Annotated in this window: 9 protein-coding genes; 4 read left to right on the top strand and 5 right to left on the bottom strand. The window is 70.6% G+C overall.

Annotated elements, in window-relative coordinates; genetic code table 11:
- The first annotated feature begins 270 nt into the window (after positions 1–270).
- The 4 genes from WME89_RS19060 to WME89_RS19075 all read left to right on the top strand — a co-directional run bounded on the left by WME89_RS19060 (position 271) and on the right by WME89_RS19075 (position 5,801).
- On the top strand, positions 271–1,263 hold the full coding sequence (locus WME89_RS19060) for a hypothetical protein (RefSeq protein ID WP_438010537.1): 993 nt from the start codon (positions 271–273) through the stop codon (positions 1,261–1,263).
- A gap of 59 nt (positions 1,264–1,322) precedes the next feature.
- Positions 1,323–2,915 carry a hypothetical protein gene (locus WME89_RS19065; protein ID WP_438010538.1) on the top strand — a complete coding sequence of 531 codons (1,593 nt, stop codon included), beginning with the start codon at positions 1,323–1,325 and terminating at the stop codon, positions 2,913–2,915.
- Between the two features lie 37 nt (positions 2,916–2,952).
- Positions 2,953–4,503, top strand: coding sequence for a hypothetical protein (locus tag WME89_RS19070; RefSeq protein ID WP_438010539.1), 1,551 nt, complete (start codon positions 2,953–2,955; stop codon positions 4,501–4,503).
- 314 nt (positions 4,504–4,817) lie between these two features.
- On the top strand, positions 4,818–5,801 hold the full coding sequence (locus tag WME89_RS19075) for a hypothetical protein (RefSeq protein WP_438010540.1): 984 nt from the start codon (positions 4,818–4,820) through the stop codon (positions 5,799–5,801).
- Positions 5,802–5,942: 141 nt separating this feature from the next.
- Here WME89_RS19075 and WME89_RS19080 read toward each other — a convergent pair whose 3' ends face one another.
- The 5 genes from WME89_RS19080 to WME89_RS19100 all read right to left on the bottom strand — a co-directional run bounded on the left by WME89_RS19080 (position 5,943) and on the right by WME89_RS19100 (position 13,691).
- The gene (locus WME89_RS19080) at positions 5,943–6,458 is read right to left on the bottom strand and encodes a pentapeptide repeat-containing protein (RefSeq protein ID WP_438010541.1); all 516 of its coding nucleotides are present in this window, start codon (positions 6,456–6,458) and stop codon (positions 5,943–5,945) included.
- A 157-nt stretch (positions 6,459–6,615) separates the two neighbouring features.
- Complete coding sequence (locus tag WME89_RS19085) at positions 6,616–8,079, bottom strand: PAAR domain-containing protein (RefSeq protein ID WP_438010542.1); 1,464 nt, start codon at positions 8,077–8,079, stop codon at positions 6,616–6,618.
- A gap of 45 nt (positions 8,080–8,124) precedes the next feature.
- On the bottom strand, positions 8,125–9,537 hold the full coding sequence (locus WME89_RS19090; RefSeq protein ID WP_438010543.1) for a PGRS family protein: 1,413 nt from the start codon (positions 9,535–9,537) through the stop codon (positions 8,125–8,127).
- Between the two features lie 226 nt (positions 9,538–9,763).
- Positions 9,764–10,789, bottom strand: coding sequence for a tetratricopeptide repeat protein (locus tag WME89_RS19095; RefSeq protein ID WP_438010544.1), 1,026 nt, complete (start codon positions 10,787–10,789; stop codon positions 9,764–9,766).
- 820 nt (positions 10,790–11,609) lie between these two features.
- Positions 11,610–13,691 (bottom strand): protein kinase domain-containing protein, encoded by a 2,082-nt coding sequence (locus tag WME89_RS19100; protein ID WP_438010545.1) that lies wholly within the window; start codon positions 13,689–13,691, stop codon positions 11,610–11,612.
- Positions 13,692–13,817: the final 126 nt, after the last annotated feature.

Raw genomic sequence — 13,817 nt, forward strand, 5'->3', positions numbered from 1 at the left:
GTAGCAGGGTCGTGTGCCCTCCTCCAGTTCCGTCGCGGTGGAACGGATCAACGCATTCCTGGATGGCTCTGCTCATTCTCGTCCATGGAGCATTTGACGGAAATCCCAGAGGGTTGACGCCACGAGGCTGGCGTCAGTACCGTCGCGCACATGCGGTGCGCTCTACGTTCACTGTCGATCTGTTTGATGCTGGGTGCCGCCACCGGCCTTGTGAGTCCGGCCAGCGCTCAGAGCATCGCTGGGGGGTCGCGACGAGGCGACGGTTCGGCAGTGAAAGACCTTGTACGCGCTGGGCAGAGGGCTCGTGCAGCGGGAAAGTGGACCGATGCATACGATGCCTACAAGGCAGCCCTGGATGCAGTAGAGCCATCGTCGATCAGAGAGCGAGAGCGCGCGGAGATCGCCGGGGAGCTTGGGCTCTGCGCGCTGATATTGCGCAGGTACCGCGACGCCGCCGAGCATCTCGCCTGGAGCCTTGAGCAACGCGAGGCGCTCCCTGTAGCCGTCCAGCTTCGTTTCGAGGACGGATTGCGGAAGGCAACGGCGCAGGTCGCGACGCTGTTGCTCTCGACCGATCCGCCGGACGCCGAGGTGATCGTCGACGGCAAGTCCGTGGGCAGGGCCGCGCGGACCCACAAGCTGTTCTTCGAGGCCGGGCAACACATGGTGCGGGCTCGCGCGCCGGGACGTGAGGAATCTCTCCAGATGTTCACCGCCATGCCGGGACAGGAGCACGAGATGCTGATGCAGTTGCCGCGCTCCTCAGGCAGTACCAAGGAGATGGCGGCGGCAGCACCGAAGGAAACACCCAAGGCGCCGAGCTCTACGCTGGATCTTCGGACGCAGGCCCCCAGCCGGTGGGCCTCGTGGCCAGGGACGCTGCGTATCGCGGGAATCGCGGTCACGACGGCTACCGTGTCGGTGGGCAGCCTCCTCATGATCCGGGCCAGCAGGCTTGACGGCGACCTGAGCGAGCGGCGTGAGGGGCTCAACCGCGATCCGAGGACGAACTCGTCGATGTGCTGGCAAGCGCCGCAGCGCTCCGCGTGTGCTGAACTGCTCCGTCTGCGGGACGAGCGCAACCTCTCCGGAGTCGCGGGCACGGCCCTGGTCATCGCAGGGGGCGTCATCGGGGCGGCGACCGCCGCGTCCTTCTTCACGGACTTCTCCTTCCTGGGACTCACGCCGGCTCAGGAGCGGATCCACGTCTCGCCCGTGGCGACCGGGCACGGGATGGGCGTGAACATCGGGGGGCTGTGGTGAGGACACCGGGAGCTGTGGAGACGCGTTCGCAGGAAGGCCAAAGCATGAGGACGTCGGTCTTGGCTCTCGCCCTCTGCGCGTGGAGCGCCAGCACACTGACGGCGTGCACGTTCGCCGATGTTTGCTGGGAGGTGTATGCGTGCGCCCCCGATCCGGAACCGCCGCCCGGACCGTGCGAAGGACAGCCCCAGAACGCGCCGGCGCTCGACCAGTGCGGGGTGTTCGTCAGCGAGCAGGGCAACGACAACAACCCCGGCACGAAAGGCGCGCCGGTCAAGACCTTGCAACACGCCGTCGGGCTCGCCGCGAGCGGGCGAGGCAACGGCGAGGCGCCGACCCGGCGCGTGTACGCTTGCGGCGGGGCGTTCGAGGAGGCGATCACGCTGCCCGCGGGCGTCGACCTCTGGGGCGCCCGTCTCTGCGACGGTGGCGATTGGTCGTACGGGGGGTCGTTTGGGGGGCCCGATGAGTTGACCACCATCGCGCCGCCGGTAGGAATCCCGCTGCGCGTCCTCGGTGCAGAGGAGGACGCCACGGACGCCACGTCCATGATCTTCGGCGTGCGTGTCGTGGCGGCCCCTGCCTCAGCGAGGGATGGCAAGTCGTCGATCGCGGTGATCTTGAGCTCCGGTGCCAGGGCCGTCGTGCGATCGAGCGAGGTGCAGGCCGCCGACGGCAAGGACGGCGAAGCGGGAGAGGACGCGCCCGCGGACCGTGCCCAGGACGGCGCGCTGGGCAACGACGGCGCGGACGCCTGCACGGCGGAGGTCGTGAAGGGCGCCCGACCGGTCGTGACCGTTTGTGGCGATGGCACCGAGTCGACGGGCGGGTATGGGGGTGATGGCAGGATGGATGCGGGCGGCGATGGCACCGCAGGACAGCCAGCGCTCGCGGAGAATCCGGAAGGCCACGGCCTTGGGGGGGCCGGCGCCGCGAGTGACAGATGCAAGCCGGGTGAGGATGGAGCCAAGGGCGACGACGGCGCCCGTGCTGCCGGCGCCGCTGGCGTGGGTTACCTCGATGTCGACGGCTGGATCGGCGTTCGTGGCGGGGACGGAAAGAAGGGGGGCATCGGCCAAGGCGGGGGCGGCGGCGGTGGCAGCAAATCGCGCGGTCCCATGACGGCGTGTCGCGCAGGTCTGCCGCAGGGCGGCGCGGCCGGCGGCTCCGGGGGCGGCGGCGGCTGCGGTGGCCTCGGAGGCAAGGGGGGAGGCTACGGCGGCGCGAGCATCGGGATTGTTGCCTTGCAGGGGAGCGTCCTGACCATCGAGGACAGCGAGGTCGTCGCCGGCGATGGGGGCCGCGGTGGGGTTGGCGGAACGGGCCAACTAGGCGGCGCCGGGGAACATGGCGGTTGGCCGGGCAAAGGCTTGGGTGGAACCGAGATGTGGGACGCGTGCCGTGGTGGCTATGGAGGCGACGGTGGCCGTGGGGGCGATGCCGGTGGCGGCCTTGGCGGCCACTCTCTCGGGATTGCGTCGGTAGCTGCCACTGTGACACTTGCCTCGGATGCGATCGTCACCCACGGCAGGCGCGGCGAGGGTGGGCTCGCCGGCAACGCAGCCTCGGGGGACGAGAGGAGCCAGGGAGCTTCAGGACGTGCCGATTTTTGGTATCGGTTCGATGCCCCCGACCCGGAACCGCCGCAATAAAACGCCCTGTGCCGGCGATCCACGACAGGAGACTCGGATGAGAAAGACGATCGCTGCAGCCCTCTCCCTCATGTTGTCGCCGTGGGCGATCGGCTGCGGGACTGCCCCCGGTCCAAGCGATGCTGGCGGACCGCCCTGCGATGGCGCCTCGTGCCAGGGCGATGAGCCGCCGGAAGCGGTCTGCCTGGAGCATATCGCCTCCGACGTTCTCGACGACGGTTGCGGCGTGTTCGTCGCCGGGTTCTACGGGGGCGGCGACGACAGGAACCCCGGAACGAAGGCGAATCCCGTGTTTACCGTTCAGCACGCCATCGACTTGGCGCGCACCCGACGAGGGCGCGTGTTCCTCTGCAACGGTAATTTTAGCGAATACGTGCGATTGCCTTCTGGCGTCGATCTCCTGGGAGGCTTCCACTGCCGGCACTGGGGGCGCGACGACATCAAGAAGGTATCCGGGCTGGACAGCGCAAGCTCGCACTACGCCGGTCCGCTGGTATTCGTCGAGCCGGCGAGCCCGAGCGATACGGGCGCCGCGGACGGCGTATCGACGCTCGCCGACATGTTCCTGGACGGGAATGGGCCGATCTCGATGATCATCGAGCCGAACACGGCCGTGGAGATCATCCGGAGCGAGATTCAGGCCGACTACGGACCGCCTGGCGCTGATGGCGAGGAGTGGCCCTGGCCGAACCGAGCAGCGACCGGCCCCGACGGGCTCTACGGCGGGGACGCGTGTACCGCCGCCACGGTCGCCGGGGGTCCGGCGGTGGTGAACCCCTGTGAGGGCGGCGCGCCGAGCACCGGCGGCAAGGGCGGCGATGGGCTGCCCGACGGCGCCGAGGATGGCGAAGCCGGCGCCCCGGCGCCGACGCCGAACCCCACGAGCTCAGGGCGCGGCGGCCATGCGGACCGGGAGAACGCCGGCTGCCACGGCGGGTCTCCCGGGAGCTCTGGGGCCCTGGGCACGGTGGGGCCGGGCGGCGAGGGTATCGGGCGCATCAGCGAGAAGGGCTGGGAGGGCGACACGGCCGGCGAGGGCGGCAGGGGCATGCCCGGTCAAGGTGGCGGCGGCGGCGGTGGCCGTCGCGGCGGGCTCGCCGTGTGCGGCGTGGCCTCGAAGGGCGGCGCTGGCGGCGGCTCCGGAGGCGCCGGCGGCTGCGGCGGCCGAGGCGGTCGAGGGGGCGCGAACGGGCACCCGAGCATCGGGATCGTCGCGCTCAACGCGGCGAAGCTCACCGTGCGAGACAGCGTGATCACGGCGCGCGGCGGGGGACCGGGTGGCGACGGGGGCCCGCCGGAGCGCGGTGGACCAGGCGGTCGAGGAGCGCCGGGGGGCGCCGTCGGGGACGGCACCTGGTCGTGTGGCGGGGGGACGGGCGGCTACGGGGGCGAGGGCGGTTTCGGTGGCCCGGGGCGCGGCGGCGACACGATCGGCATCGCCTACCTCGACGAGGACCAGCTCACGCTCGAGGGGGTCACCTTCGAGCTCGGACCGCCGGGCAAGGGCGGCATCAGCTGGAACAATGACAGCAGTACGACATCGGGAGAAGATGGCATCGCCGTTGAAACACGTCGCTTCCCTGAATAGGAGCAGCGCGCATGAATCCGCATCGTCATGAGGCCGCCACCGCCGAATGAGGCCGCCACCGCCGAGGGAGAACCCTCCGAGCCTTGCCTCATTGTGAGACACGGAACGAAGCCTGGGGCTGCCGCCTCCTTTGCCTATCGAAACCCTGGTGGGCTCGTCTTCGCAACGCTTCACGAATTCTGGCCCCGAAGGCAGCCGAGGCACACCCCTCGGAGACGGCCCAACAAGGGTTTGCTGACCGACGCGCGGGTGCGCTCCGCGCACCCGCGCGCGGCAGCAGCCCCAGCCGTTGGGCCGGCGGAGGAGCACCGACGATGAAGATCGAGCGCGTGCGCGCGCTGTCCTTCGAGGTAGATGCGGTGGACGTGGCGTTCTGGGACGAGGATACCCTTCTCGTGACCACGCCGTCGGCCGAGCTGTGGCGTGTCGCGGTGGAACCGCGGATACAAAGGGCCGAGCTGGTGTTTGCTGCTGACCAGATTTTGGGCCCTGCATCGCGTGCGCTCGGTACGGCGGTGGCGAGCCCGGCAAGCGGCGGGTATCCGCGGCTGGCGGTCTCGCGCGAGGCCGGGGTGGCCGCGGTCAACACTCACGACATGGTCCTCCTCGCATGCCCGCTGCACGGCGAGGGCGGCCCACGGCTAGTGTCGTATGGCTGGGGCCAGTATTACCCTCGCATGGCGTTCTCTCCCGACGCATCTCGGCTCATGGTCTGTGCCGATGATTTGGTCGTCTTCGATACGGGCTCGTGGCGCTGGTACAAAATGCAAGGAGACGCGAACATTTGCGCATGGCATCCGCGGGAGCCATGGCTGCTTGGTCTCGAACCGACCACCGGGAAACTTCGCTGGTCGGACCTGCAGGACATGGACAATCCCCGAACTTGGTCCGCGGGCGCGCTCGACCCCACGCAGTGGGATGATGACGTCGTGGGCATCGCCATCGACGCCACAGGGGAACGACTCGTCGCGGCATACCGCCATCCGGATCGGATTGAATGGTGGGAGCTCGATCCGCTTCATCGAGTCGACACCCGTCCCGTGCAGGCCGGAGGGGTTCTCGCCTTGGAGCACGGCGGTGAAGCTGGCTTGTTCGCGGCGGTGACCGCGTTCGGCGTTCAGCTCTGGGGCTTCGAGTCACGAGAGCCCATCTCCGACGTGATCCCAAACGTCTCCGAAGTTAAATTCAGTCCTTCCGGTCTTTGCTTTGTGACGCTGAGCCGAGCGTCGACCAATCCGTACCCGGTTGCGTCTAGCCGAACAGGATGTGCTTCGATCCTCTGGCGGGCTTCGATATGACGAATGAGGAATTCGATGCCAGGCTCCGAAGACTACGTATTGTCAGCCACGTCGCCCCATCATCGCACGGTCATACCATCCGCGGGACCGTGCTCTGCCAAAACTGACTCAACCTCAGTGACTTCCGCACCATCAAGGACCCTAGCTGTTCCGCAGGCACATGTCACGTAGGTAGCTCATCGCACCGTCTCCCGAAATGTGCACGCCGCCGATGTCTACACTATCGAAATGTGCCGTTTCGAGCTCGTCTACGCGCCACTGCTTGACACCGTCCAGCTTGGTCCCAACGAACCTCGTCTCGTTCAGGCTTACATTCTCCAGTTCGGCGTCCCTCAGGTCAGCATTGATGAGCCACGCGCCACCAAGATTACAGTTGCGTAAGATCGTTCCACGGAGATCAGCGTCGGTAAAATCTGCACGAGCAAGGTCGCTCCCGGAAAACATGGCACCTGCACAGCGTGCGGATCGCATGTCCGCCTTCCTGAAGTCACAATCGAGCAGAGAGGCGCGCTCAAGCACGGCGTCGATCATATTTGCGTACGAAAAATCGCACCTCTTGGCAACGAGGCCTTGAAATATGCACCGCACGAGCTCAGCGTCCGAGAGCGTCTCGCCCTCTATCACACACTCAGAAATCTCGTGCTCGTATAGTGCCAATCGAGTTCCTTGAGCTTCCGCCGCACCGGAAGAGACTCCCATGAGCCACTTCCGGTGCATGGCGAGCATGCGCTGTAGCTCTATACATTCAATCCGGGTGTATGGCATGTCGGTACCTGAATAGGTTGGCTATCTGCTGTAGGCTGGTGTGGGCTGGCTATCGATTCAGAATCTTTGTTCTTGGGGGGCCGGCGCCGGTTCCTTGAAGATCCGTGAGGAACTGCTCTTTCTGCGATGAGGTCAAGTTCTTAAGATCAACGATGACCTCCACGTCTGTGCCGTATCCTTTTACATGACCTGCGATGTCTGATGCCTGCTGCGACAGTGGACGGTACTTCGGATCGACAGGCGTCTTGATGTCCACGTAGACTTTCTTCCCAGTGGTCTCGCCTTCCAAGACGAAGTCGTGATCGGGCTCACCCAGGCGAGCGTCCGTCCGGCGCGCTGTCCCACTGACTAGGCCCTCTTGCTCGGCCTGCAAGATTGAGTCCGCTTCCGCCCGGGTCTTCGATGTGACCTTTCCTCTCTCTACAGAGAGTTCGGCTCGCCTCGCCACGACTGGATCGCTGGAGGCCTCCCTCGGCGGTTGAGCTTTCGTGGGCTCCGCTCTCGCGGCAGGATCATGATCTGCTGTACGTCCGGCTGGGGAAGCTTTCCCATCTCCTTTGGGTTCTGTCGTATTCCTTGCAGAAGGCTTTGTTGCAGATGTCGCTGGACTGGCAAGAACATCCGGCTTCGCGGCTTCCGCACATTCTGCCGCAGTTCGCGGCTCTCCAGCATCAGCCGGTCTCACCGGCTCGCTCGTTTCGGCGGGCGCCGTTCTGGTAGTCTCGACTGAGGGGCCTCTGCCGCGGAGCACCAGCTCGCCGATGCGCGCCCCGACGAGCCCGCCCGCGATGCCACCCACCGTCCCGCCGACGACCTCGCCGATGCGCGCGCCGAGCTCGCCGCCATAGTGCCGGCCGACCTCGCCGCCGGCCCAGCCGAGCCCGGCGCCGCCTGCGACCGACCCGCCGAACCCTGCGAGCGCAGCGCCCCAGCCGACGGCAGCAGCGGCGCCACCGGTGGCGACGATCGCGCCGCCCCACATCACCACCGTGAGCGTGGTCTTCACCCACGGCGGCACTTCGTCCGCCACCGCCATGCCCGGCGCCAGCGCCGTGTCGCCGCCGATGATCACGGTCGCGATCCCGTCGCGCAGGATCGCGCCGCACTCGGTCTTCTCGGTGCTGCGCGCCAGCGGCTTGCCGTTGACGAACGTCGTCGCGCTGCCCTGCGCGACGCGCACCACGCCGTGGTCGGCGCACGCGACTATGTCGAGCCCGGCGCGTACCGCGCTGCGGCGCTCCTTGCCGAAGAACGTATCCGGCGAGCCCGTGGCCACCGTCCCCTTGACGTCGCCAGGGATGAGCTCGCCGATGTACGCGCCCGCGAGCCCGCCGCCCGCGCCGGCCGCCGCGATGCCGGCCCCGATGAACACCGCGGCCACGCCGCCGGTGCCGACGACGGCCACGACCGTCGCCGCCAGCGCCACACCTGCGACGGCGCCGGTCAACAGACCTGACCACGCGCTGCTATGTGCGATCGAATCGCCGAGCCGAGCCGCTTCGAGCGCCGTCACCGCGAGCCTCGCCGTCAGCTCCGCTCAGCCTTCGGCCACGCAGGCTCAGCGCCTATTGCCCTGCTCGAACGCCATGGTGTCGGCCTTGAGCCCTGGCGCGCCGCTGTGCTCCGCGTCCGCGCCGACGCCGCCCGCGCCAGCCTTGCCTACCGCGAACGTTACGCCCTCGGTCGGCGGCGCCGCGCCCACGTGCGCGACGCCGAGCGCGTGACCGCCCAGCCCGCCGCCTCCGGTGCCGCCACGCCCGCCGGTGCCGCCCGGGCCTCCGGCGCAGCCTGGCTGCAACGCCGTGGCGCCGTCCGGCACACCGCCACCGGGGCCGCCCGGGCCCGCCATACCGCCGTCCTGACCAGGAGCGCCAGCGCCGCCGTCTCCGCCCCGCCCCGTGGCGATCGTCGCATCCTGGAACATGAGCGTCGCATCAAGGCTCACCAGCGCGATGCTCGACCCGCCCGCGCCGCCGCCCCTTCCGCCGGCGCCTCCGCAGCCGCCAGCGCCGCCAGAGCCGCCGCTGGCGCCTCCGGCCGAGCCGGCCGTGCACTGGCCCGCGGCGATGCCACCCTTGGCGCCGCCCCCACCGCCGCCGCCCTGTGCGGTGGTCCCGGGCGCGCCGTCCCTGCCCGCGACGCCCGTGTAGCCGCTTGCTGCGATCTCACCAAGGTCGCGCGCGCCCGCGCCGGGCTCGCCGTCGGCACCGTTAGCACCCGTGACGCCGGGCGTGCACGCCGCAGCGATCTCGCCGGCGCCGCCGTTCATCACATCCCCCGGACTACCGGGACCGCCCGGGCCGCCGCTGCTCTGCAGCCCGACGCCTCCCACACCGCCGAACGAATCGTCGCTCGGATCTTCCGGCGCGCCGCACGCATTTACCGGTCCATTGGCCGGCACCACGATCTCGGCCGAGCACGCGGCGTTCCCCGCGCTCCCGTCGCCCCCTCGCTGCGCCGGCTCCGCGTGCGCCGCGCCGTCTTCCCCCGGCGCCGCGTCGCCTGCCTCGAGCGCGCAGCGCACCAGCTCCACCGCCACCGCCTCCGCCACGGCGGCGATCGACGACAGTCCGCGCTTCTCCGGATCGCTCGCCTCGATGCTCCGCGCCACGATCGCCACGTCCTCGATCCGCGCCACGCCCTCGCCGCCCCGCAGCGCCAGGGGGATCACGCCCTCGATCGCCGTCAGCGTCGTCCTCGCGCTGTCGCTCGCTCCCGCGTAGCCCCAGCCGCCCGCGCAGTCGAGCCCGCCGTAGAGCGTCACCCCCGCCGGCATCTCCACCGCTGCGTCGACCTCGAACGTCTCGGCGCACGCATACACCCGCCCCGTCCCGTCCTCCCGCGCCCGAGCGATCGCCGCCCCCAGCGTGCCCAGCGGCGCCGTCTTCGTCCCCTCCGCGCCGTCGTCGCCGGCCGCCGCCACGAACACACCGCACGCGTCGTCGACCGGCGCTCCGCTCTCGCTCGGCACGCACCTAGACGGCGCGCCGCCGCCCTCGGTCGCGCCTGACGCCTCCGGCGGACAGGTTTGCGACCGCTCGCACGGCGAGCTGCATCCCCCCGCCAGGCTGCCCCCTACCGCCGCCATTCCGAGCGCTGCGCTCGCTACCGCGACCTGCCAGCCCTTCGCCTTCGGCCTGCCTCGCATCGGCTCCCTCACTGCGTCCAACGCTTCACTCTGTCGCCGTTCCCACACGTCAGAAGCGCCCCGCCACGCCGACGCCACCGCTTCCTGGCGCAAGCCACGGCGCCGCCATCACCTGCGCCTTGCCCTGGCTGTCGCCCGCGGACCTCGACCACAGCACGTACCCCGCCGTCGCTGCGATCGCCGCGCCCCCCACCACGTACCCGATCACCGCCGTGCTCGTGAACGCATCGAGCTGGTCCACCGCGTCGCCGAGCCTCGCGCACGCCGCGCTCTGGCTCTGGTAACAAGCCGACCGGTTACCGTCTCCGACGCGCAGCGGCCCGTCGATCTCCGTTGCCTTCGCGTTTGCCGCCAGCGTGAACCCCACGCCCACGCCGAGGCCCACCACCCCGAGCGCTCCGCCGATCACCATCGGCACCACCGGCAGCCGCGCCCCGCCCGCTGGCCGCTCCGGCGCCATACTCGCTGGCGGCTGCTGCGCTGCGCTGTGCGGTGGCTCCGCGCGCGGCGGCGTCGTTGACCCGCCAAGGTTCCCCTCCGCAAGCACCACCTCGACGGACGCCGCGCCGCCCTTGTCGACGCGCACCTGGCGCACCCCGACGCGGTTGCCTCGCCGTGCCGACACCGTGTGCATCCCGGGCTCCACGAATACCGGAGCCGGCAGCGGCGCGACCCCCACCACCTCGCCGTCGACCAGGATCTCGGCGCCGTTCTCGAGAGTCGCGATTGACAGCGCGCCCACCTGCGCGCGCGCCGCCGCGTACAGCGCCTCGGCCGACTGGATCTCGGCCGCTGGCGGCGGCGGTTGCTCCTTGGGCGCCTCGCGCAGGTAGTGGGCGAGGTGCTCGGCCGCGTCGCGGAAGCGCCCGAGCTTCATCTCGGCCTCGGCGAGATTGCCCACGATTTGCAGGCGCTTCTGCAGCGCCCATGCCGCGAGGTACGCCACGCGCGCCCGTTCGTAGTCGCCGCGCGCGTAGTGCGCGTTGCCCTCCTTGTGCAGCTCGCGCACCTTCTCCGTCATCACGTCGCCCGGCGCGCTACCGGGCGCCGCCAGCGCGACCGTCGGCGCAGCCATAACGAGCGAACTCGCGACCGCGATCCGTGCGATGGACTTTCGAAGCATCGTTCAGTACCTCGGCGCCCCCGCGAAGGGCTCTGGCATCGATGTCGCCGGCGCCGCCGCGGTCGTCCGTGGCGGCGGCATCCTCTGCCCTGAATCGCCAGGTGCCGCAACGGCGTTCGCGCCGCGCGCCGGCGCGCGGCGCGCGAGCGCGGGCGCAGCGCCACTCGGCGGGGGCGCAGCGCCACTCGGAGCGGGTGCAGCACCACGCGGCGCGGGTGCAGCACCACGCAGCGCGGGCGCAGCAGACGGCAGCGCAGAGGGCACTCGCGCCGCGGTCGCGAGGCTCGTGGCGCTGCTCTCGGCCGGGGTGCTGGGAGTTTCCGCCACTGGGGGCGGAGCCGGCGCGCTCGACGACAGAAGAGGCGCCACGGGCGCTGGCGCGCTCGACGACAGAAGAGGCGCCACGGGCGCCGACGTGGTGCTGGGGGCGACGGGGCCGGAGGGAACGTCACGCGGAACGAACAGCCAATAGATGAGCAGCGCGGGCGCGCTCACCGCCGCGGCGGCGCCGGCGATCGACCAGAGGAGCCGCCATCGACTCGGCCGGCTGGGCTCCTTCCGGAGCGCCTCCGAGCGCGCCCCGGGCCGTACAAGCGCGGCTTGCTCGGCGGGGCCGAGCGGAGCCGCGACGATAGGCGGTGCCTCTTTCACGCGCGAAAGCGCCCGCCGCATGTTCTCGTCCGAGGCGGCCCGATCCGCGACGCGGCGGAATGTCTCCTCGGTCGGCAGGTACTTCTTCAGATCCTCGTCGCTCATTCCGGTCGGACCTTCTCTAGAACGGGCGGCGCGGCGTCGGCGCACGGCGCGGCGCCGCCGGCGCAGGGTGAGGGACGCGCGGCGCCGGCTTGAAATACGGCTTCTCCTTCACGAGCTTCTCCTCTTCTTCCGCCCACGCGTCGCCTGGCTGCGGCGCCCTCGCCGCGGTCGGCGCCTTGATCGGCCTCGCCTTTGATACGGCGCTGCGCGGCGCAGTCCCCGCCTGTGCCGCGGAGGGGGGCGCCGCCGCCGGATCGGCACCGCGCAGCATCGCCGGTGCAGCCAGCGCCGGCGTGGTGCGGCGAGGCGCCATATCGAGCGCCACCTGCTGCGGCGCGGCGAAATCTGGCGCCGTCATCGGCGGCTGGCGTGCAGGTTCGGGCACTCTATCGACCGGCGGAGGCGAGACCACTGGCGACGGCGCTCCGGAGGGCGAAGGCAAGCCCACCAGCAACGGCGGTGCATCCTCGGTGGCCGACGGGGCGAGCACGGCGCTGCCGCTTGGCGGTTCGACCGACGGGAGCTGTCGAGGGACGAACCACAAGGCGGCGAGCGCACAGGACAATGCGCTCGCGCCCATCACGAGACCGACGCGGCGCTTGCGCCGCATCTCGGCCGCCGCCAGGCCCGGCGCATCACCTGCGCCGCACTCCCGGGGCGACGAACGCGTGGCGCTCGGCGCTGCCTCGCGCTCGAGTCGCGCGGGCAGTGCGGCCGGCATCGCCTCATCCGCAAGCACCACGCCCTTCAATGGCGTGCCCATGGCCTCGCTCGACGCCGCTTCGCGCGCGCCCGTCCAGGTGGCGGCTGCCATTTCGCTCGGTACCGCCGCGCTCTTCTCGGGAGGCAGCGGCGCCGTCACCGGCGGCACCGGCCCCGCTGCGAACGGCGCCTCGGGCCTGGCACCGGGCGGCTTGCTGGGTGCCGCCGCTGGCGGTGTCGGCGGCGCGGACGGCATTCGCTCGGTCGTCAGCCAGCGCGGGCTCCGCGCCGCCGCGGCATCTGGCGCCGCTCCGGTCGCCGCCGTGCCCGCGCCTGCCGTGAGCAGCTCCCGGTCCGCGGAGGGCTGGCCCGGTGGCCGGAACGGGAGCACGGCCCCCGGCGGCCGGTATCCCGCGTCGAGCGGTGCCGTCGCGAGGTGGACGGCCTCCGCCGCCGGGAGCAGGCGCAGCGACGGGATCGAGGCGCGCACCTTCGGATCGAGCACGGGGTAGCCTTCGGCCTGCGGGGGTTGCGCGGAGCAGCCGTCGAACTCCCGTGTGAGTGCGTCGAACGCCTCGTTCGCGCTGGGCCGCTCGTCCGGCGACTTCGCCAGCATACGCGCCACGAGATCGCTCAAGCTCCTCGAGGCGCCCTCCGGGATCGCCTCGGCGAGCGGCGCCGGCACGGCGTGCACCTGGTTCGCCCAGACCTCTTGCCGCGGCGGCAGCTCGCCGGTCCTCTCGGCGAACGCGTGCTTGCCGGCGAGCATCTCGTACAGGATCAACCCCGCGGCGTAGATGTCCGCGGGCCGCCCAACCGGCCGCCGGAGCGCCTGCTCCGGCGCCATGTAGTGCACCGTCCCGAGGTCCGAGAACACGTCGCTCGACGCGAGCCCCCCGACGCGCCGCGCGAGGCCGAAGTCGACGACCTTGACCAGGCCGCTCTGCATGACGAGCACGTTCTCCGGCTTGAGGTCGCGGTGCACGATGCCCCCCTCGTGTGCCACCCGGATCGCGTCCATCACCTGGATCGCGATCGAGAGCGCGACGCGCGTGTCGAAGCGGCGCATCGCGTGGAGCATCTGTCGCAGCGAGACGCCATCGACGTGCTCCATCGCGATGTACATGACGCCGTCGCTGGTGACCCCCGCGTCGTAGAGCCGGACGATGTTCGGATGGTTGAGGTCGGCGAGCACGCGCGCTTCCTTGCGGTGCCCGCGCAGGAAGTCGGCGTCGCTCATCCGCTCGGGCCGGACGACCTTGAGCGCGACGGTCCGGTCGAGGTACTCGTCCACGGCCTCGTAGACGCGCCCCATCCCGCCCTCAGCGATGAGCTTCACCAGGCGGTACTTGTGGCAGCGGCCGCTCTCGCCGAGCCGATCGTCACGGCGCTCCATCCCCGTTTCCCCACGTGCTTGCAGCGCACGAGGCCCGTCCGGGTCAGCACATCGCCCGCCGGGCCAGAGCCCCGCGCCATGCCCCCCGATGACCCTGCGCGTCAAGAGGAGAACCCGTCGGGATCC

The organism is Sorangium sp. So ce321 (genome assembly GCF_051530195.1).
Lineage (GTDB): Bacteria > Myxococcota_A > Polyangia > Polyangiales > Polyangiaceae > Sorangium.

Bases quoted from the DNA above. Each gene is read 5' to 3' on its own strand.
- WME89_RS19070 (WP_438010539.1), top strand. From the start codon at position 2,953: ATGAGAAAGACGATCGCTGCAGCCCTCTCCCTCATGTTGTCGCCGTGG.
- WME89_RS19075 (WP_438010540.1), top strand. From the start codon at position 4,818: ATGAAGATCGAGCGCGTGCGCGCGCTGTCCTTCGAGGTAGATGCGGTG.
- WME89_RS19095 (WP_438010544.1), bottom strand. From the start codon at position 10,789: ATGGCTGCGCCGACGGTCGCGCTGGCGGCGCCCGGTAGCGCGCCGGGC.
- WME89_RS19100 (WP_438010545.1), bottom strand. From the start codon at position 13,691: ATGGAGCGCCGTGACGATCGGCTCGGCGAGAGCGGCCGCTGCCACAAG.